General features: G+C 72.1%; 16 protein-coding genes and 1 riboswitch. Of the genes, 12 read left to right on the top strand and 4 right to left on the bottom strand.

Features of this window, described 5'->3' with window-relative positions; all coding sequences use genetic code 11:
• Positions 1-7: 7 nt before the first annotated feature.
• From qcrC to FGW37_RS08900, 5 genes are all read left to right on the top strand, one after another.
• Positions 8-817, top strand: a complete 810-nt coding sequence (gene qcrC / locus FGW37_RS08920; protein ID WP_179080576.1) for a cytochrome bc1 complex diheme cytochrome c subunit — start codon at positions 8-10, stop codon at positions 815-817.
• On the top strand, positions 814-1,869 hold the full coding sequence (gene qcrA, locus FGW37_RS08915; protein WP_179080575.1) for a cytochrome bc1 complex Rieske iron-sulfur subunit: 1,056 nt from the start codon (positions 814-816) through the stop codon (positions 1,867-1,869). The genes qcrC and qcrA overlap by 4 nt, the downstream gene beginning before the upstream one ends.
• On the top strand, positions 1,866-3,515 hold the full coding sequence (gene qcrB, locus FGW37_RS08910; protein ID WP_179080574.1) for a cytochrome bc1 complex cytochrome b subunit: 1,650 nt from the start codon (positions 1,866-1,868) through the stop codon (positions 3,513-3,515). Before qcrA ends, qcrB begins: the two co-directional genes overlap by 4 nt.
• 181 nt (positions 3,516-3,696) lie before the next feature.
• Positions 3,697-4,761: an anthranilate phosphoribosyltransferase gene (gene trpD, locus FGW37_RS08905; protein WP_179080573.1), complete on the top strand. Its 1,065-nt coding sequence runs from the start codon at positions 3,697-3,699 to the stop codon at positions 4,759-4,761.
• Between the two features lie 73 nt (positions 4,762-4,834).
• Positions 4,835-4,951, top strand: a riboswitch (SAM riboswitch).
• Positions 4,952-5,100: 149 nt separating this feature from the next.
• Positions 5,101-6,462, top strand: coding sequence for an aminotransferase class V-fold PLP-dependent enzyme (locus tag FGW37_RS08900; protein WP_179080572.1), 1,362 nt, complete (start codon positions 5,101-5,103; stop codon positions 6,460-6,462).
• Positions 6,463-6,692: 230 nt separating this feature from the next.
• Here the strand turns inward: FGW37_RS08900 and FGW37_RS08895 are convergent, their stop codons facing one another.
• Together FGW37_RS08895 and FGW37_RS08890 are read right to left on the bottom strand one after the other, a co-directional pair.
• Entirely contained in the window at positions 6,693-6,974 is a 282-nt protein-coding gene (locus FGW37_RS08895) for an Lrp/AsnC family transcriptional regulator (protein WP_168090983.1), read from the bottom strand.
• A 9-nt stretch (positions 6,975-6,983) separates the two neighbouring features.
• Positions 6,984-7,733 carry a rhomboid family intramembrane serine protease gene (locus FGW37_RS08890; protein ID WP_179080571.1) on the bottom strand — a complete coding sequence of 250 codons (750 nt, stop codon included), beginning with the start codon at positions 7,731-7,733 and terminating at the stop codon, positions 6,984-6,986.
• Positions 7,734-7,885: 152 nt separating this feature from the next.
• Between FGW37_RS08890 and FGW37_RS08885 the strand changes: the two genes are divergently transcribed.
• From FGW37_RS08885 to FGW37_RS08865, 5 genes are all read left to right on the top strand, one after another.
• Entirely contained in the window at positions 7,886-8,125 is a 240-nt protein-coding gene (locus tag FGW37_RS08885; protein WP_179084587.1) for a hypothetical protein, read from the top strand.
• A gap of 19 nt (positions 8,126-8,144) precedes the next feature.
• The gene (locus FGW37_RS08880) at positions 8,145-9,524 is read left to right on the top strand and encodes an NYN domain-containing protein (protein ID WP_179080570.1); all 1,380 of its coding nucleotides are present in this window, start codon (positions 8,145-8,147) and stop codon (positions 9,522-9,524) included.
• A gap of 218 nt (positions 9,525-9,742) precedes the next feature.
• Positions 9,743-10,810, top strand: a complete 1,068-nt coding sequence (locus FGW37_RS08875) for a C40 family peptidase (protein ID WP_179080569.1) — start codon at positions 9,743-9,745, stop codon at positions 10,808-10,810.
• 237 nt (positions 10,811-11,047) lie between these two features.
• A complete protein-coding gene (locus tag FGW37_RS08870) occupies positions 11,048-12,118 on the top strand; it encodes a C40 family peptidase (protein ID WP_179080568.1) in 1,071 nt (356 codons plus the stop codon).
• A gap of 146 nt (positions 12,119-12,264) precedes the next feature.
• The gene (locus tag FGW37_RS08865) at positions 12,265-13,473 is read left to right on the top strand and encodes a hypothetical protein (RefSeq protein ID WP_179084586.1); all 1,209 of its coding nucleotides are present in this window, start codon (positions 12,265-12,267) and stop codon (positions 13,471-13,473) included.
• A 227-nt stretch (positions 13,474-13,700) separates the two neighbouring features.
• On the opposite strand, the gene FGW37_RS08860 is transcribed toward FGW37_RS08865, so the two are convergent.
• Positions 13,701-14,939 carry a glycosyltransferase 87 family protein gene (locus tag FGW37_RS08860; RefSeq protein WP_425506492.1) on the bottom strand — a complete coding sequence of 413 codons (1,239 nt, stop codon included), beginning with the start codon at positions 14,937-14,939 and terminating at the stop codon, positions 13,701-13,703.
• 146 nt (positions 14,940-15,085) lie between these two features.
• Here FGW37_RS08860 and FGW37_RS08855 point away from each other — a divergent pair, with 146 nt between their 5' ends.
• A complete protein-coding gene (locus FGW37_RS08855; RefSeq protein WP_179080566.1) occupies positions 15,086-16,228 on the top strand; it encodes a glycosyltransferase family 4 protein in 1,143 nt (380 codons plus the stop codon).
• A 55-nt stretch (positions 16,229-16,283) separates the two neighbouring features.
• Here FGW37_RS08855 and FGW37_RS08850 read toward each other — a convergent pair whose 3' ends face one another.
• Positions 16,284-18,080, bottom strand: coding sequence for an AMP-dependent synthetase/ligase (locus FGW37_RS08850; RefSeq protein WP_179080565.1), 1,797 nt, complete (start codon positions 18,078-18,080; stop codon positions 16,284-16,286).
• 292 nt (positions 18,081-18,372) lie between these two features.
• On the opposite strand from FGW37_RS08850, the gene FGW37_RS08845 reads away from it, so the two are divergent.
• The gene (locus tag FGW37_RS08845) at positions 18,373-19,134 is read left to right on the top strand and encodes a metallophosphoesterase family protein (RefSeq protein ID WP_179080564.1); all 762 of its coding nucleotides are present in this window, start codon (positions 18,373-18,375) and stop codon (positions 19,132-19,134) included.
• Positions 19,135-19,203 lie beyond the last annotated feature (69 nt).

Below are 19,203 nucleotides of genomic sequence, written 5' to 3'. Positions count from 1 at the left end.
GTAATCCGTGAAAAAGCTCTCCGCACGACGACGCCATCCGCTGGCGGCGGTCGTCGTCCTACTCTTCGCGCTGGCGGTAACCGGGGGGCTGTACGCCGCGTTCGCGCCGGCGGACACGGCCAAGGCCGAGGAAACCGCCCAGTCCCTCGCCATCGAGGAGGGCAAGAAGCTCTATTCCGTGGGCTGCGCAAGCTGCCACGGCACCGGCGGTCAGGGCACCACCGACGGCCCGAGCCTCGTCGGCGTGGGCGCCGCGGCCGTCGACTTCCAGGTCGCCACCGGCCGCATGCCGCTCCAGCAGCAGGGTGCCCAGGCCCCCCGCAAGAAGGCGATCTACTCGCAGGCCGAGATCGACCAGCTCGCCGCGTACATCGCCTCGCTGGGCGCCGGTCCTGCGGTCCCGACCAAGGATCAGTACAGCCCGGACGGCGCGGACATCGCCAAGGGCGGGGAGCTCTTCCGCACCAACTGCGCCCAGTGCCACAACTTCACCGGTAAGGGCGGCGCGCTCTCCAACGGCAAGTACGCCCCCACGCTTGAGGACGTCGACCCCAAGCACATCTACGAGGCCATGCAGACCGGCCCGCAGAACATGCCTTCCTTCCCCGACACGACGATGACGGAGAAGAACAAGAAGGACATCATCGCGTACCTCGACACGGTCAACAGCAGCAAGTCGGAGAGCCCGGGCGGCCTGGAGCTGGGCGGGCTCGGCCCGGTCAGCGAGGGTCTGTTCGCGTGGATCTTCGGACTGGGCGCGCTGATCGCAGTAGCCATCTGGGTCGCAGCCCACACCGCTAAGGCCAAGAAGTCATGAGTAGCCAAGACATTCCAGAAGAGAACCTGCCGAGCACGCAGGAAGCGCACGGCGGAGCCGTGACGAAGACGGCCGGCGACCCGTTCGCCGACCCCGGCCTGCCGCCGCACGAGGCCCGCATCCAGGACATCGACGAGCAGGCCGCCAAGCGCTCCGAGCGCGTGGTCGCCTTCCTGTTCCTGCTCTCGATGCTGGCCACGGTCGGCTTCATCGCCTCCTACGTCACCCTCCCGGTAGACAAGAGCATCTACGTCTTCCCGATCGGTCACATCAGCGCCCTGAACTTCGCGCTGGGCATGACCCTCGCGGTGGCGCTGTTCTGCATCGGCGCGGGCGCGGTCCACTGGGCCCGCACCCTGATGTCGGACGTGGAGGTCGCCGACGAGCGGCACGCCATCGCCGCCGAGCCCGACGTCAAGGCCAAGGTCATGGCCGACTTCAAGCAGGGCGCGGAGGAGTCGGCCTTCGGCCGCCGCAAGCTGATCCGCAACACCATGTTCGGTGCGCTGGCCCTGGTGCCGCTCTCCGGCGTGGTCCTGCTGCGCGACCTCGGACCGCTTCCGGGCACCAAGCTCCGGAAGACCGCCTGGTCCGAGGGCAAGATGCTGATCAACCAGAACACGCTGCAGCCGCTGCGTCCCGAGGACATCCAGGTCGGCTCCCTCACCTTCGCCATGCCCGAGGGCATGAAGGAGGAGGACCACGACTTCCAGAAGGAGATCGCCAAGGCCGCCCTGATGATCGTCCGGCTCCGCCCGGAGAACATCAAGGACAAGCGCGAGCTCGACTGGTCCGCCGACGGCATCGTCGCGTTCTCCAAGATCTGCACGCACGTCGGCTGCCCGATCAGCCTCTACGAGCAGCAGACGCACCACGTGCTGTGCCCCTGCCACCAGTCCACCTTCGACCTTTCCGACGGCGGACGCGTGATCTTCGGCCCGGCCGGCCACGCCCTTCCGCAGCTGCGGATCAAGGTCAACGACAAGGGCTACCTTGAGGCCATGGGCGACTTCGCCGAGCCCGTCGGTCCTGCCTACTGGGAGCGCGGATGAGCACTACGACCACGAACCAATCCGGCGCCGGCGCGCCGGGTCGCCGCAAGGCGCCCGCAGGCGAGCGGGTCGCCGACTGGGCCGACGGCCGTCTGGGTATCTACACCCTGGCCAAGGCCAACATGCGGAAGATCTTCCCGGACCACTGGTCCTTCATGCTGGGCGAGGTCTGCCTCTACAGCTTCGTGATCATCATCCTCACGGGTGTGTATCTGACGCTGTTCTTCCACCCGAGCATGAACGAGGTCGTCTACCACGGCTCGTACGTGCCCATGCAGGGCATGCACATGTCCGAGGCGTTCAAGTCGACCCTCGACATCAGCTTCGACGTCCGTGGCGGTCTGCTCATCCGGCAGATCCACCACTGGGCCGCGCTGATCTTCCTCGCGGGCATGTTCGTGCACATGATGCGCGTGTTCTTCACCGGCGCGTTCCGCAAGCCGCGTGAGGTCAACTGGCTGTTCGGCTTCCTGCTGTTCGTCCTCGGCATGTTCACCGGCTTCACCGGTTACTCGCTCCCGGACGACCTGCTCTCCGGCACCGGCGTCCGCTTCATGGAGGGCGCGATCCTGTCCGTGCCGATCGTCGGCACGTACATCTCGATGTTCCTCTTCGGTGGCGAGTTCCCCGGCTCGGACTTCGTGCCGCGGTTCTTCTCCATCCACGTCCTGCTGCTGCCGGGCATCATGCTCGGTCTGCTGGTGGCCCACCTGATCCTGGTGATCTACCACAAGCACACGCAGTTCCCCGGCCCGGGCCGGACCAACAAGAACGTCGTCGGCCTCCCGCTGATGCCGGTCTACATGGCCAAGGCCGGTGGCTTCTTCTTCCTGGTCTTCGGCATCATCGCGGCCATCGCGGCGATCGCCTCGATCAACCCGATCTGGGCCATCGGCCCGTACCGCCCGGACCAGGTGTCCACCGGCGCCCAGCCCGACTGGTACATGGGCTTCGCCGAGGGTCTGATCCGTGTCATGCCGGGCTGGGAGATCAACCTGTGGGGCCACACGCTCGTCCTGGGCGTGTTCATCCCGCTGGTCATCTTCCCGCTGGTGCTCGGCGCGATCGCGGTCTGGCCGTTCATCGAGTCCTGGGTCACCGGTGACAAGCGCGAGCACCACCTGCTGGACCGCCCGCGCAACGCCCCGACGCGCACCGCCTTCGGTGCCGCCTGGATCGCCGCGTACTTCGTGATGCTGGTCGGTGGTGGAAACGACCTGTGGGCCACCCACTTCCACCTGTCGATCAACGCCATCACCTGGTTCGTCCGCATCGGCTTCTTCGTGATCCCGGTCCTGGTGTTCATCGCCACCCGCCGGATCTGCATGGGCCTGCAGCGCCGCGACAGGGACAAGGTGCTGCACGGACGCGAGTCCGGCATCATCAAGCGCCTGCCGCACGGTGAGTTCGTCGAGGTCCACGAGCCGCTCTCGCAGGAGCAGATGCACACCCTCACGGCACACCACCAGCCGCAGCCGCTCGAGCTGGAGCCGGAGTACGACGAGAACGGCGTGGCCCGCAAGGCCGGCGCCGGGCAGCGCCTGCGGGTGAAGCTCTCCAAGGGCTTCTACGGCGAGGGGACCCAGATCCCCAAGGCCACCGTGGAGGAGTACGAGGAGATCACGAGCGGCCACGGCCACCACTGATCACCTCTGATCCACACTGATCGCTGATCGCCACAGCAAGAGCCCCGTCCAGCTCCCCCAGCTAACGCTGGGAGGTGCCCCCAGGACGGGGCTCTTCGCTGTCTTCGGGGGGTGGATAGGCTGGGCGGGCAGAGCCCCGGACGAACCCGGCTCTCCGGACCGACCACCAGGAGCGTGGACCATGAACGTTGTGACCCCGGCAGGCGGCGGCAGCGCGGTGGCCCCCTCCTGGCCGGGCCTCCTGGACGCCCTGCTCGCCGGCCGCGACCTGACCGCCGACGACACCGCCTGGGCCATGGACCGGATCATGCGCGGCGAGGCCACCGACGCGCAGATCGCGGGTTTCGTGGTCGCCCTGCGTGCCAAGGGCGAGACGGTCGCCGAGATCTCCGGCCTGGTGCGCGCGATGTACGAGCACGCCCGGCTGATCGAGGTCCCCGGCCCCAGCGTGGACATCGTCGGCACCGGCGGCGACGGTGCCAAGACCGTCAACATCTCCACCATGTCCTCGATCGTCGTCGCCGGCACCGGCGCGAAGGTCGTCAAGCACGGCAACCGGGCGGCGTCCTCGGCGAGCGGCGCCTCGGACGTCCTGGAGAAGCTGGGCGTCAACCTCGACCTCACCCCGAAGCGGGTGGTGGAGGTGGCCGAGGAAGCCGGCATCACCTTCTGCTTCGCGGTGAAGTTCCATCCGGCGCTGCGGCACGTGGCCGGGGCCCGGCGCGAGCTCGGCATCCGGACCGTCTTCAACGTGCTCGGCCCGCTGACCAACCCCGCGAAGGTCCGGGCCCAGGCCACGGGCGTCGCGGACGCCCGGATGGCCCCGATCCTCGCCGGGGTGCTCGCCGAGCGCGGCTCCTCGGCGCTGGTCTTCCGCGGCGACGACGGCCTCGACGAGCTCACCACGACCGCCACGTCGCGGGTGTGGGTGGTCTCCGGCGGCCGGGTCCGCGAGGAGGCCTTCGACCCGCGGGACGTGGGGATCGGCCTGGTGCCGGTGGAGGCGCTGCGGGGGGCCGACGCGTCCTACAACGCGGATGTCGCGCGGCGTCTGCTCGCGGGCGAGACGGGCCCGGTGCGGGACGCCGTGCTCCTCAACTCGGCTGCGGCGCTGGTGGCGTTGGCGCCCACGCAGGCGCCGCTGGCGGAGCAGATCCGGGAGGGTATCGCCCGGGCTGCGCAGTCCATCGACTCCGGGGCGGCCCGGCGGGCTCTCGAGCGGTGGGCTCTGGCGAGCAACGCGTAGTGCGGTGAAGGGGCGTCCGTGATACGGACGTCCCTTCCCGGCCGGCGATCAGTTGTGCCATACTCTCGGCCAAGGTCACGAGTGACAGCGACACGGCCCCGGCCCGCTGTCCGGCAACCCTCCTTCCGTGGCGGGGTGCCCCGGGTGATGACCAGGTCGCAGGCAGCGAGGTCTGCGGCAAGCGCGGGTCCCTCGCCAGGGATCCTGGTTGTCGAGGGAGTTCCTTCCGTGGTTCAGCGAATGCGTTAGGGCTCGAAGAGCCCCTTTTCCCGCACCCTCCTTCCCTTTCCCGCGCCCGTCGCGCGGTGGAATTCGCCTGCCTTTTTACGGGAGTTCGCCATGTCTGTCCCCACTCTTGCCTCCGACCGGTCCGTTTGCACCCCTCTGCCCGTTCTCGGGTGCGATGTCCGGGTGCCGCTGGTGACCGGGGGAGAAGTGACGTACGCGGCGCTGGACTACGCGGCCAGCGCCCCCGCCCTGCAGCGGGTGTGGGACGACGTGGCGGCGTACGCGCCCTACTACGGCAGCGTCCACCGCGGCGCGGGCTACCTCTCGCAGCTGTCGACGGAGCTCTTCGAGAACAGCCGGGCGGACGTCGCCGCGTTCCTCGGCTGCCGGGACGGGGACCAGGTGCTCTTCACCCGCTCGACCACCGACTCCCTCAACCTGCTCGCGGCCGTACTCCCCACCGGGACGCGGGTGTTCGTCTTCGAGACCGAGCACCATGCGGCGCTGCTGCCCTGGGAGCGGCGCGCGGACGTCGAGGTGACCTACCTCGACGCGCCCCGCACCCCCGGGCAGGCGGTCGAGACGCTCGAGCAGGCGCTCGCGGCCCGCGAGCCCTACGGGCCCGCGCTGGTGTGCGTGACCGGTGCGTCCAACGTGACCGGTGAGCTGTGGCCCGTCCGGGAGCTCGCCGCCGCCGCGCACGCCCACGGCGCGCGGATCGTCGTGGACGCGGCCCAGCTCGTCCCCCACCAGCGGGTGGACATCGCCGAACTGGACGCCGACTGGGTCGCCTTCTCCGGGCACAAGCTGTACGCGCCCTTCGGCGCCGGCGTGCTGGCCGGGCGGGCGGACTGGCTCCGCGACGCCGAGCCCTACCTCGCGGGCGGAGGCGCGAGCCGGCGCGTCGCGCGGGGTGCCTCCGGCGAGGTGGAGGTCGACTGGCACGACGGGGTCGCCCGGCACGAGGCCGGCTCGCCCAACGTCATCGGGGCCTACGCCATCGCGTCCGCCTGCAAGGCGCTCACCGAGGCGGGCTTCGATCGGCTCGCGGAGCGGGAGCGGCAGCTGATCACCGCGGTGCGGGAGGGGCTGGCGGCGGTGCCGGGGGTGCGGGTGCTGTCGCTCTTCGGGCCCGGAGCGCCGAGCGTGGGCGTCCTGTCCTTCACCGTCGACGGCTGGAACAGCTCACACTTCGCGGCGGCGCTCTCCGCGGAGTACGGGATCGGTGTCCGCGACGGCCTCTTCTGCGCACATCCGCTGGTGCGGACGCTGGTGGGCGCGGACTCCGCTGCCGAGGGGGAGTGCGGTGCGCCGGACGAGGGCGCGCCGCTGAACGCGATCCGCGTCAGCTTCGGCGCCGGCACGCCGGACGAGCACGTGGAGCGCTTCGTGACGGCGGTGGGCGAACTCGTCCGCCACGGAGCGAAGTGGTCCTACCGGACCGAGGGTGGGCGGTGTGTGCCGGTCGCCTGACGGCGGAGGGTTGATCGCGGGTTGCGCCCGGCCCGGCACCGCCGGATACGCGGGCGGGGGTTGCGCGCCGCTGCGGCGGGGGCGGCTGCCGGGGCAGGCCCCCGCTCCCCGCAGGGGGAAACGGTGAAAGGGCGGGTCCGGGGCCTTCCCGCCGTCGCAACGGCGATCAGCCGCAACCGGCGTGACCGGCGGTGCCGATCGGCATGAGCCGTTGTCCCAGCGACGTGCCGTCAGGCATCCAGGCCGATCGCGAACGCCGCCTCCAGGTCGTGCTGGGAGTACGTGCGGAACGCGATGTGCGTCTCCGTCGAGGCGACGCCCGGGACCTTGCTGATCCTGCCCGGGATGACGTCCGCGAGGTCGTCGTGCCGGGCCACCCGCACCATGGCGATCAGATCGTGCGCACCCGTCACCGAGTACACCTCGCTCACGCCCTCGATCGCGGCGATCTGCTCGGCGATCTCGGGGATCCGGTCGACGTCTGTCTTGATCAGCACGATCGAAGTGATCACTGCGGGCTCCTATCGGGGGTCGGGGGGCAGCCCCGCCTTCACTCTAGTCGCACGTCCGTACCTCGCCCACGCGTACAGGAAGCCCAGCGCGAAGCCCACGACGTGGGCGAGGTAGGCGACGCCGGGGCGGTCGCCGGCCGCGCGGGCGGCCACCCACTGCAGGGCGAACCAGAAGAGCAGCACGGCCCAGGCGGGGAACCGCAGCGGCAGGAAGAAGAGGAACGGGAAGAGACTGGTGACGCGGGCCCGGGGGAAGAGGTAGAGGAAGGCTCCGAGGACCCCGGAGATCGCGCCGGAGGCGCCGACGAGCGTGCGGTCGGAGGCGGCGTGCGCGGCCGCGTAGCCGAGCAGGGCGAGCACTCCGGCGGTGAGGTAGAAGAGGGCGAAGGGTCCGCGTCCCATCCGGTTTTCGGCCATGGCGCCGAAGACGTAGAGGAAGAGCATGTTCCCGAGCAGATGCAGCCAGTTGCCGTGCACGAAGAGCGCGGTGAGCGGGGTGATCAGCTCCGCCGGCGGCCCGTGCCAGAGTCTCTCGGGCACCACGCCCCAGCGCTCGAAGTAGGCGGTCTGGGCGGCGAGGAGGTTGCTGCCGCTGCCGTGGCGGGCCAGGGGTGCGGCGAGCTCCGCGGCGGGGCCCAGGAGGAACACCGCGCAGCAGGCGCCGATGAGGGCGTAGGTGACCAGGGGAACCGGCGGGCGGATCCCGTCGTGGCCCCCGTGCGCCGCGGTCCCGGCTGCCTTTCCGGCCTTTCCCAACATGAGCAGATCATGACGTACCGGCAGCAAAGCGCACAGAGTGCCTCGCCGGGCCGGTGAAGCGGGCCCGCACTCCGCGCCGCATGACCATCAGGCCGTAGGGTTACGGGAAGCACACCCGCAGTTCGATGGACTTGATGAGGACGGACGACACGATGGGCGTTCCCCAGCCGACAGCCGGGACCCGGTGGCGCTGCGCTCTGTGCGGCAATCTCACCCGGTTCGATGTGACGCGTACGACCAAAGCCGTGGAATTCGTTCATCTCGACCTCTCCGGCGAGCCGCGCGTGGAGGAACGCGAGGTGGTCAGTGAGACGATCGAGTCCGTGCGTTGCCGCTGGTGCAACGCGGTCGACCAGGTCGAGCTGGTGGACCGGCCGGGCGCGAAGGCCTGAAGAACGGGAGCGGTGAGCGGTGGTGGAGCACACGGGTGGCGCGGAGGCGGCCGGTGAGCCAGGTGACACCGGTGGGACCGACGGCGCTGCCGAGGTGCTCGACCGTCCGTTGCCGGAAGGCGTGCGGCGCCGGGTCATCGGCCTGGTCGCGGAGGCGTTCGGCGGCCTGACGGTGGCCGAACTCCCGGCGGCGCTGCGGCAGTACGCCCGGTTCACGCCGAGCCGGCGGGCCAAGTTCGCGGGCAATGCGATGGCCGCGGCCGTGGAGAACGACGAAGCGTTCCGCCGGCGCATCTCGGCCCGGCTGCGCGAGACGGGCTCCGAGCTCGCCGAGGCGCTGGACGCGGGTTCGCCGCCGGCGGCCGCCGATCCGGAGGACGTGGCCGCCATGGCCTACGTGCTGCGGCCCACGGGCTGGGTCAAGCTCGTGACGGCGGCCGGCGAGGAGGCCCTGCGGGCGACCGCGGAGCGCGCGGGCGAGGAGGCCCAGCGCGAACTGCGGCGGCTGCGCGAGGAGCTGGCGGAGGCCCGGGCCGCGGGGCGGGCCGAGGCCGAGCGGGTCCGCGCCGAGCTGGAGGCGGTCCGCAGGGAAACCGATGCGCTGCAGCGCAAGCTGCGCAGCGCGGTCGCCGACGTGCGGCGCGGCGAGGCCGCCCTGCGCAAGGCGGAGGCCGAGCTGGAGTCCGTGCGGGCGGCCGGTGCGGCCGAGAAGGCCGCCGCGCTGGGGGAGACCCGCCGGCTCAAGACGCGGCTGTCGGAGGCCGAGGCCGCGCTGGAGGCGAGCCGCCGGGCGGTGCGCGAGGGCCGCAGCGTGGAGGACATGCGCCTGCGGCTGCTGCTGGACACGGTCCTGGACGCGGCGCAGGGGCTGCGCCGCGAACTGGCGCTGCCGCCCGTCTCCGTGCACCCCGCGGACACGGTGGACGCCGTCGAGCCGGGCCGGATGACCCCGAAGGACATCGCCACGCGCGCCCTGTCCGAGACCGATCCCGCACTGCTGGACCAGCTGCTGGCCCTGCCTCAGGCACACCTCGTCGTCGACGGCTACAACGTCACCAAGACCGGCTATCCGACGATGCCGCTGGACAAGCAGCGGCTGCGGCTGCTGGGCGGGCTCGCGATGCTGGCCGCGCAGACGGGCGCCGAGGTGACCTGCGTCTTCGACGGGGCCGAGCTGGCCGCGCCCGTGCTGCTCGCGCCGCCGCGCGGGGTGCGGGTGCTCTTCAGCAAGCCCGGGGTGACCGCGGACGAGCTCATCCGCCAGCTGGTGCGGGCCGAGCCCCCGGGCCGTCCGGTCGTGGTGGTCTCCACCGACCGCGAGGTCGCCGACGGCGTCGCGAAGGCGGGCGCCCGGCCGGTGGCATCGGCCTTGCTCCTCAAGCGACTTGCCCGTACCTGACCGTCAAGCCGTCATCACCGGCTGTGTCACGTTGGTAAAGCTTCTGTTGAGGCGAGAGATTTTTCTGATGAGGATTTGAACGGATCAGTCAGGGGTCACTAAGGTCGGGCCTCGAACCTTCACCCGGTTGATCATCCATTCGGGGTGACGGTGAAGGTCCCGCCCGAACCGTGCCCTCCGGCGTGCGGTGGCGGCCGAGGAAGAAGGAGCTCGTCTCCGTGGCGTCCCACCGTCGACCCAAGCAGCCGGGCCGCGCCCGGGTGACCGTGCTGACCGCGACCGCAGCCGCGGCCGTCGCCCTCACCTCACAGGCCGCGCACGCCGATCCGAAGGCCTCCAAGGCGGAGGTCAAGGAGAAGGTCGACAAGTACTACGAAGAGGCCGAGCAGGCCACGGAGAAGTACAACGGGGCCAAGGAGAAGCAGGACAAGCTCGACAAGCAGGTCACCGATCTCCAGGACAAGGTCGCCCGCGGCCAGGAGGAGATCAACAAGCTGCGCAACGGCCTCGGTTCGCTGGCCACCGCGCAGTACCGCAGCGGCGCCGTCGACCCCTCGCTGCAGCTCCTGCTCTCCTCCGACCCGGAGAGCTACCTGGAGAAGGCCTCCACGCTCAACCAGGTGAGCGCCAAGCAGGCCGACACCCTCAAGCAGATCTCCGAGAAGCAGCGCGCGCTCAAGCAGCAGCGCCAGGAGGCGACCGGCAAGCTCAAGGACCTCGCGGAGACCCGCAAGGTGCTGGGCGAGCAGAAGGAAGCCGTCCAGGAGAAGCTCGCCGCCGCCAAGGAGCAGCTCAACACCCTCACCGCCGCGGAGCGCGCCGAGGTCCTCGGCGAGAAGGAGAAGGCCGACGGCGGCAAGGGCGGCGAGGAGCGCGCCGGCCGCGGCGGCGGCGGCAGCAGCCGCCCCGACCTCGGCAAGGACGTGCCCACCTCCGGCCGCGCAGCCGCCGCGCTCGCCGCCGCCCAGGGCAAGATCGGGGCCCCCTACGTCTGGGGCGCGACCGGCCCGGGCTCCTTCGACTGCTCGGGGCTGACCGGCTGGGCGTACGCCCAGGCCGGCGTCACCCTGCCGCGCATCTCCCAGGACCAGGCCAACGCCGGCACCCGCATCTACGACCAGAGCCAGCTCAAGCCCGGTGACCTGGTGCTCTTCTACGGCGACCTGCACCACATCGGCCTCTACGCGGGCAACGGCATGACCCTGCACGCCCCCAAGCCGGGCGCCAACGTGCGCTACGAGTCGATGGGCAACATGCCCTTCCAGTTCGGCGTCCGCATAGGCTGACGACTGGGCCGAATGGCTGACCCGCCGCCCGTTCGGGCGAATCGCGGTGGCCCTCGCTGACACCACGCCCCGCCGGTGACCTGCGTCTCCGGCGGGGCGTCCGCATTCCCGTCCCATTCCCACCCCACGAGGTCTTTGAACACGGGGTGAGCGCGCCGCTACTGTCTGGCGCTGCGGTAACCGGCACGCCGGGCAGACCGCGCCCACAGTGCAGCAAGGAAGGGAGTGCGGCAGCCCGTGGCGTCCCATCGCCGTTCTTCGCAGTCCGGTCTCACCCAGACCGTCCGGGTCACCGTCCTGTCCGCCGCCGTGGCCACGGCCGCGGCCGCGATGGCGCCCCCGGCCGGAGCACGGCCCAGCGACACCGCCCGCGACGACCGGTCCCGCGGGACCGTCAAGGCGCGGGTCGACCGGCTCTACGAGCAGGCCGAGCGGGCCACCGAGAAGTTCAACGAAGCGGGCGAGCGCGCCGGCGAGCTCCGCCGGAAGGTCACCGAGGCCACCGACCGCGTCGCCCGCGGCCAGGAGCGCGTCAACCACATGCGCACCGCCCTCGGCATGGTCGCCGCCGCCCAGTACCGCAGCGGCGCCGTCGACCCCGCCCTCCAGCTGCTCCTGTCCTCCGACCCCGACGGCTACCTGGACCGCGCCGCCACCCTCGACCGCGTCTCCGATCGGCAGAGCGAGCAGCTCAGGGCCCTCACGGAGGCCCAGCGGGCACTGCGCCAGGAGCGCAGCGAGGCGGCGCGGATGCTCGGCGAGCTGGAGCGGACGCGCAAGGCCGTCGAACAGCACAAGCGGGAGGTCGAGGGGAAGCTCGCCACCGCCCGCCGCCTGCTGAACGCCCTGCCGACAGCCGACCGGGAGGCCTACGCCCGGGCCTCGCGCTCCGGCGGCACCCGGCAGCTGGAGCGCTCGGACGGGGGCGCCCTCGGCGGTCTGCAGGACCTCGCCGCCGCCTCCTCCCGCGGCGCCGCGGCCGCCCTGGCCGCCCGCTCCGCCGTCGGCTCGCCCTACGCCTGGGGCGCGACCGGGCCCGGCGCCTTCGACTGCTCCGGGCTCATGCAGTGGGCGTACGGGCGGGCCGGGGTCGGTCTGCCGCGCACCTCCCAGGCGCAGCGCAACGCCGGACGGCACATCCCGCTGTCCGAGGCGCGCCCCGGGGACCTCGTCATCTACCGCGACGACGCCAGCCACGTCGGCATGTACGTCGGCAACGGCCAGGTCGTCCACGCGCCCTACCCGGGCGCCCGGGTGCGCTACGACCCGGCCAACATGATGCCGATTTCGTCCGTGACCCGGCCGTGATCACGTCCTGAGCGCGCCCCCGGAGGCATGCGGCTCGTACGATGCGGGACGTGACGGGCCGGTGGTGGAGGAGCGGACGCGGGGGCACACGAGCGGGCGGCCGCGGGCCGGCCCGCCGGGCGGCGTGCTGCCTGGCGGCCCTCCTCATGGCCCTGCAGGCCGGTCTGACCGGCTGCTCAGGAGGGCTCTCCGGAGGTCCTGACGCCCGCGAGCGGGCCCTGCAGGGGCTCCTGGACCGGTGGGCCGCCGCGGTCCGCGACCGTGACGAGAGTGCCTTCCTGGCCGCCGTCGACCCGGCCGCCGGGGGCTACCGGGAGGAGCAGCGCCGCCTCTTCGCCAACCTCGCGGCCGTCCCGTTCGCCTCATGGGACTACCGCCTGGTGCGCACGGGCGGCTTCACCCCGGCGCCCGGGGACGGCCGGCGGGTCGCCGCCGAGGCCGAGCTGCGCTACCGGCTGGCCGGCTATGACAGCGCCCCCGTCACCGCCCGCAGCCGGCTGACCCTCGTCGAGCGCGGCGGGCGCTGGTACGTGGCCGCCGGCTCCCGGCGCGGCGGGCACCAGCTGTGGGAGCAGGGTCCTGTGACCGTCGTCCGCGGCGAGCGCAGCCTCGTCCTCGGCGTCGGCCAGGACCGCGAGCGGCTGCGCGCCCTCGCCGACCTCGCCGACAAGGCCGTCCCGGCCGTGGGCGCGGCCTGGCGGGCCGGGTCGCGCGAATGGCCCGGCCGGGTCGTGGTCGAGATGCCCGCCTCGCTGGACCGGATGGCCGCGCTCCTGGACTCGCCCGTCTCCAACTACCGGGGCATCGCCGCCGTGACCACCGGCGAGGCGGGCGGCTCCGGCGCCGCCGCGCCCGCGGACCGCATCATCGTCAACCCCGAGGCGTACGGGGTGCTCGGCGCGTTCGGGCGGCGCATCGTGCTCACGCACGAGACCGCCCACGTGGCCACCCGGGCCAGGACGACGAAGGCCACGCCGCTGTGGCTGTCCGAGGGCTTCGCCGACTGGGCCGCGTACCGCGACACCGGGCGCACCGTCCGCCAGGCCGCCCCCGAACTCTCCCGCGCGGCCGCCGCCGGCACCCTCCCCGACCGGCTGCCCGGGGACCCCGAGTTCGGCTTCACCGGGGAGGCGGGGCGGCTCGCCCGCGCGTACGAGGAGGGGTGGCTGGCCTGCCGGCTGATCGCCGACCGCTGGAGCGAGGAGAAACTGGTCGCGTTCTACCGCGCGGTGGGCGCGCATGCGCGCCGTGACGGCGCCGTCGAGGCCGCGCTGCGTTCCGTTCTGGGCGTCTCGCCCGGGGAGTTCACACAGCGGTGGAGGGCGTACGTCGGGGAGCAGTTCGCCTCGGGCTGAGGGGGCTCGGCACCGCGGGGTCCACTCCGTGGGGGTGGGCGAAGTCCGGCACCGCCGGTCCGCTCCGCGGTGGCTGATCGCCGTTGCGGCGGATTCTTTTTGCCTGCGGCAAGGCAGCCGGGGGCTGCATGCCCGGCACGGGCAATTGCTCCCGCCGCGATGGTGCTCAGCCCCCACGGCGTGTACCGGCGGTGCCGAACCGACCCGCAGGCCGTGCCCGGAGACCGTCAGCCCGCCAGCAAGGCCGGTTCCTTCTCCGCAGGGGGGTCGTCAGGAGCGTCGGGAGCCCCCGGCGGGGACACCGTCTCGCGCCACAGCCGGGCGCACGAGATCAGCGTGGCGACGACCAGCAACCCGTTCCGCAGGGTCAGCGTCGCCACGCCCAGCTTGTCGCTGGCCACCACGTGGGAGAACCAGATCGGGAACTCCAGCTGGGTCAGCGGGGCGGCCAGCAGGACCAGGGCGATGGGCAGGCGCTGGCGCGTCGTGCCCATGGTGAGGCACACCGCCGCCAGCCCGAGCAGCCAGACGATGTACTGCGGGCTGATGACCCGGCTGGTCGTGGTGAACAGCAGCACCGACGCGAACGCCGCCTCGTACGGCGTGCAGGCCGTGAACCTGCGCGCCCGTACGCGCCACAGCAGCAGCCAGGCGAACGCCACCACGCTCAGCACGAGCGCGAGCCGGCTCACCGTGTGGACGTAGGGGCCGAGGAACTCCACCGAGCCGTAGTGCAGCCGCGCGTGGCCGTGCCAGCCGACGTGCCGCCCCAGGTGGAAGACCAGCGAGCCCAGGGACTCCACCTCCGTGCCCCGGTCCCGCTGGAAGGTCAGGAACGCCAGCGCCCCCGGCATGGTCGCCGCGAACGCCAGCCCGAGCACGGCGGCCGTGATCGCCGCCGCGCCCCACGTCTCCCGCGTACGGGGCCCCCGCGGCGTGCCGACCAGCAGCAGCACCGGCCACACCTTCAGCAGCGCCCCGAAGGCCGTGAGCGCCCCCGAGAGGCGGGTCCGGCGCCCGGCCGCGAGGAGGGCGGCCACGGCGACGGCCGTCACCATCACGTCGTAGCGGGCGTAGACGATCGGGCCGAGCAGGGGGACCCCGGCCACCCACACCCACACCCCGGTGGCGCGGCGCCGCCCGCCCCGCACCGCGTACAGCAGCAGCGCGTAGACGACCGCGTCGGCCAGGAGGCACACCACGAAGAAGGCGGGGGCGTAGTCGAGGAAGGGGAGCAGGCCGGGAGCGAGCACGGCGAAGGCCGCGGCGGGCGGGTACTGCCAGGTGACGTCGTCGTAGGGGAAGGTGCCGGTGCTCAGCACCCCGTACCAGCCCTGGTAGATCACCTCGATGTCGACGGAGACGTCCGACCCCGGCATCACCCACACCCGCAGCACGCACATCAGCAGCACGGCCCGGGTGACGGCCCACGCCGCGAACGAGAGCCGCAAACCCCTGCCCGCCATCATTCACCTCGCCCTTCACGGTCACTACACGCTGTACGCGCGCCGCTACTGCAAGGCATGATGCCGTTCCGGCCGGTCCATACGCCGTGACGTGGCGGGACGGGGCCCCGACTGCCCCCGATCGCACCCGGTACTGTCGGACGGCGATGGACAAGACTCTCGTCGTCACCAACGACTTCCCGCCCCGCCCCGGCGGCATCCAGGCGTTCCTGCACAACATGGCGCTGCGCCTGGACCCGTCGGGCATCGTCGTCTACGCCTCCACCTGGAAGCGCGGCCAGGAGGGTGCGGAGGCCACCGCCCGCTTCGACGCCGAGCAGCCGTTCACGGTCGTCCGCGACCGCACCACCATGCTGCTGCCGACGCCCCGGGTGACCCGGCGCGCGGCCGGCCTGCTGCGCGAACACGGCTGTACCTCGGTGTGGTTCGGGGCCGCGGCCCCGCTCGGGCTCATGGCCCCGGCGCTGCGCCGGGCGGGCGCCCGCAGGCTGGTCGGCACCACGCACGGGCACGAGGCCGGCTGGGCGCAGCTGCCCGCGTCGCGGCAGCTGCTGCGGCGGATCGGCGAGGGCACCGACACCCTCACCTACCTGGGGGAGTACACCCGCTCGCGGATCGCCTCCGCGCTGACGGACGAGGCGGCGGCCCGCATGGTGCAACTGCCGCCCGGCGTGGACGAGAAGACCTTCCACCCCGGCTCCGGCGGCGACGAGGTCCGCGCCCGGCTCGGCCTCGCGGACCGCCCGGTGGTCGTGTGCGTCTCGCGGCTGGTGCCGCGCAAGGGCCAGGACACGCTGATCCTGGCCATGCCGCGGATCCTGGCGGCCGTTCCGGACGCGGTGCTGCTCGTCGTCGGCGGTGGACCGTACGGGGACGACCTGCGGCGGCTGGCCGAGGAGACGGGTGTCGCCCACGCCGTCCGCTTCACGGGCGCCGTGCCGTGGGAGGAGCTGCCCGCGCACTACGGGGCGGGCGACGTCTTCGCCATGCCCTGCCGCACGCGCCGCGGCGGCCTCGACGTCGAAGGCCTCGGCATCGTCTACCTGGAGGCCTCGGCGACGGGCCTGCCGGTGGTCGCCGGAGACTCCGGCGGGGCGCCGGACGCGGTCCTGGAGGGCGAGACGGGCTATGTGGTGAAGGGCGGTTCGCCGGCCCAGGCCGCGGACCGCATCGTGACGCTGCTGCGGGACCCGCAGCTGCGCGCGCGCATGGGCGCGCGGGGGCGGCAGTGGGTGGAGGAGAAGTGGCGCTGGGACCTCCTGGCCGAGCGCCTCAAGGAATTGCTGTGATCCGCCCGCACATGCTTGAGGGCCGGCAGATGCCGGCCCTCAAGCATGTAAGGGATCAACCGCGGTAAATGGCCTCGATCTCGTCCGCGAAATCTTTCGCCACCACATTCCGCTTGAGCTTCAGCGACGGCGTCACATGCCCCGACGCCTCCGTGAACTGCGCGGGCAGGATACGGAACTTGCGCACCGACTCCGCCTTGGAGACGGCGGCGTTGCCGTCGTCGACGGCCTTCTGCACGTCCGCCAGCAGATCCGCATCCTCGGCCAGCTCGGCCGCGGTCGTCGTCGCCGGCTTGCCGTGCTCGGAGAGCCACCGCGGCAGGAAGTCCTCGTCGAGGGTGACGAGTGCGCCGACGAACGGGCGGCCGTCGCCGACGACCATGCACTCGGCGATCAGGGCGTGGGCCCGGATGCGGTCCTCGATCACGGCCGGGGCGACGTTCTTGCCGCCCGCGGTGACGATGATCTCCTTCTTGCGGCCGGTGATCGTGAGGTAGCCGTCCTCGTCGAGGGTGCCGAGGTCGCCGGTGTGGAACCAGGCGTCGGACAGCGCCTCCTCGGTGGCCGCCTCGTTGTTCCAGTAGCCCTGGAAGAGGTGCTCGCCGTGCAGCAGGACCTCGCCGTCGTCGGCGATGCGCACGACGGAGCCGGGCAGCGGCTGCCCGACGGTGCCGATCTTCGGCCGGTCCCAGGGGTTGAACGCGGTCGCCGCACAGGACTCGGTCAGGCCGTAGCCCTCCAGGACCGTGAAGCCGATGCCGCGGTAGAAGTGGCCCAGGCGCTCGCCCAGCGGCGCGCCGCCGGAGATGGCGTGGGTGGCCCGGCCGCCGAGGACGGCCCGCAGCTTGCCGTAGACGAGCTTGTCGAAGACGGCGTGCTTGATGCGCAGGCCCAGGCCCGGCCCGGACGGGGTGTCGAGGGCCCGGCTGTAGGCGATGGCGGTGTCGGCGGCCTTGTCGAAGATCTTGCCCTTGCCGTCGGCCTGGGCCTTGGCGCGGGCGCCGTTGTAGACCTTCTCGAAGACGCGCGGCACGCCCAGGATCAGCGTGGGGCGGAAGGAGGCGAGCTCGTCGGTGAGGTTGCGGATGTCGGGCACGCAGCCGAGGCGGATCGGCGCCAGCATCGCGGAGATCTCCACCAGGCGCCCGAAGACGTGGGCGGTGGGGAGGAAGAGCAGGACGGACGACTCGCCCGTGTTGAACAGCGGCTTGAGCCGCTCCACCGCATTGCCGCACTCGGCGAAGAACGCGCGGTGGGTGAGCACGCAGCCCTTGGGGCGGCCCGTGGTGCCCGAGGTGTAGACGATGGTCGCGGGCGAGTCGGCGTTCGCGAGGCCGCTGCGCTCGTCGACCTCCTCGTCCGTGATGCCGGCGCCGGCCTCGCGCAGCGCAGCCACGCCGCCGGCCTCGATCTGCCAGACGCGGGAGAGCTCGGGCAGCCGGTCCTTGACGGACTCGACGGCCTCCTCGTGCGCGGCGGTCTCGACGAGGCAGGCGACGGCGCCGGAGTCGCTGAGGATCCACTGGATCTGCTCGGGCGAGCTCGTCTCGTACACCGGCACGGTGACGCCGCCGGCGCTCCAGATCGCGAAGTCCAGCAGCGTCCACTCGTAGCGGGTGCGGGACATCAGCCCGACCCGGTCGCCCGGCCGCACACCGGAGGCGATCAGACCTTTGGCTGCCGCCCGGACCTCGGCGAGGAACTGCGCCGCACTGACGTCCTCCCACCGGTTGCCGGCCTTGCGGCCTATGACGGCGACGTCGGGGCGCTGCGCGGCGTTGCGGCGGATCAGATCCGTCAGGTTTCCGTCCGCAGGGACCTCATAGAGGGCCGGAAGGCTGAACTCGCGCAAGACTGCTGCTCCTCGTCGGGCGCCGGCGCCGCCGCGTCTTCGAGGGGCGCTGCGTCGGCTGCGGTCCATGATCAGGCAAGGGGGGTAGTGGACTGCCCGGACGTTACCCACCAGTACGGCTTTCGAATAGGGGGCTGCGCCCAGATGTTCTCTGCGTCACATGCCGCGGGACTGCTCCCCGCACCCTAGCCGGTCCGTTTGGTGACCCGGAAGTAACCACAGAAGTAACCGCAGGTCGCAGCCCTTCCGGAGGCCGCGCCGCAGCGCCTAGGGTGATCGGCATGGAGGCGGTATGAGGGTTCATGTGGTCAGTGACGTGCACGGCAACAGCACGGCCCTCGCCCGGGCGGGCGACGGCGCCGACGCCCTGATCTGCCTGGGCGACCTGGTCCTCTTCCTCGACTACGCGGACCACTCGCGCGGCATCTTCCCCGAGCTCTTCGGCGTGGAGAACGCCGACCGGATCGTCGCGCTGCGCACCGCGCGCCGCTTCGACGACGCCCGTGAGCTGGCGCGGAGCCTGTGGCACGGCATGGACCGGGACTCCGCCATCGAGGCCGCCGTCCGCAAGCAGTACACCGAGCTCTTCGCCGCCTTCCCCGCGCCCACGTACGCCACGTACGGAAATGTCGACATCCCCCGTCTCTGGCCGGAATTCGCCCGCGAGGGCACGACCGTCCTCGACGGGGAACGGGCCGAGATCGGCGGACTCGTCTTCGGTTTCGTCGGCGGCGGCCTCCCCTCGCCCATGCGCACCCCCTACGAGGTCTCCGAGGAGGAGTACGCGGCGAAGGTCGCGGCCCTCGGCGACGTCGACGTCCTCTGCTCGCACATCCCGCCCGACGTGCCCGAACTCTGCTACGACACCGTCGCCCGGCGCTTCGAGCGCGGCAGCTCCGTCCTCCTCGACGCCATCCGCGCCACTCGCCCCCGCTACGCGCTCTTCGGCCACGTCCACCAGCCGCTCGCCCGCCGGATGCGGATCGGGGGGACGGAATGCGTCAACGTCGGCCACTTCGCCTCCACGGGAACACCCTGGGTGCTGGAGTGGTGACGGGCGGCGCGAGGTAGCCTTCAGCGGCAAGACCCCCAGGCGGCGGACCGGTACGGAGGAGCCACGGAG

It is taken from the genome of Streptomyces rectiverticillatus, from assembly GCF_013394065.1.
Classification (GTDB): Bacteria; Actinomycetota; Actinomycetes; order Streptomycetales; family Streptomycetaceae; genus Streptomyces; species Streptomyces rectiverticillatus.
This window is presented reverse-complemented; position numbering and strand designations above follow the sequence as displayed.

What these genes read in the sequence shown, in the direction of transcription:
- FGW37_RS08860 (WP_425506492.1), bottom strand. Translation starts at nt 14,939, where the DNA reads ATGGCGGGCAGGGGTTTGCGGCTCTCGTTCGCGGCGTGGGCCGTCACC.
- FGW37_RS08890 (WP_179080571.1), bottom strand. Translation starts at nt 7,733, where the DNA reads ATGTTGGGAAAGGCCGGAAAGGCAGCCGGGACCGCGGCGCACGGGGGC.
- qcrB (WP_179080574.1), top strand. Translation starts at nt 1,866, where the DNA reads ATGAGCACTACGACCACGAACCAATCCGGCGCCGGCGCGCCGGGTCGC.
- FGW37_RS08855 (WP_179080566.1), top strand. Translation starts at nt 15,086, where the DNA reads ATGGACAAGACTCTCGTCGTCACCAACGACTTCCCGCCCCGCCCCGGC.
- qcrA (WP_179080575.1), top strand. Translation starts at nt 814, where the DNA reads ATGAGTAGCCAAGACATTCCAGAAGAGAACCTGCCGAGCACGCAGGAA.
- trpD (WP_179080573.1), top strand. Translation starts at nt 3,697, where the DNA reads ATGAACGTTGTGACCCCGGCAGGCGGCGGCAGCGCGGTGGCCCCCTCC.
- FGW37_RS08885 (WP_179084587.1), top strand. Translation starts at nt 7,886, where the DNA reads ATGGGCGTTCCCCAGCCGACAGCCGGGACCCGGTGGCGCTGCGCTCTG.
- FGW37_RS08845 (WP_179080564.1), top strand. Translation starts at nt 18,373, where the DNA reads ATGAGGGTTCATGTGGTCAGTGACGTGCACGGCAACAGCACGGCCCTC.
- FGW37_RS08900 (WP_179080572.1), top strand. Translation starts at nt 5,101, where the DNA reads ATGTCTGTCCCCACTCTTGCCTCCGACCGGTCCGTTTGCACCCCTCTG.
- FGW37_RS08865 (WP_179084586.1), top strand. Translation starts at nt 12,265, where the DNA reads ATGGCCCTGCAGGCCGGTCTGACCGGCTGCTCAGGAGGGCTCTCCGGA.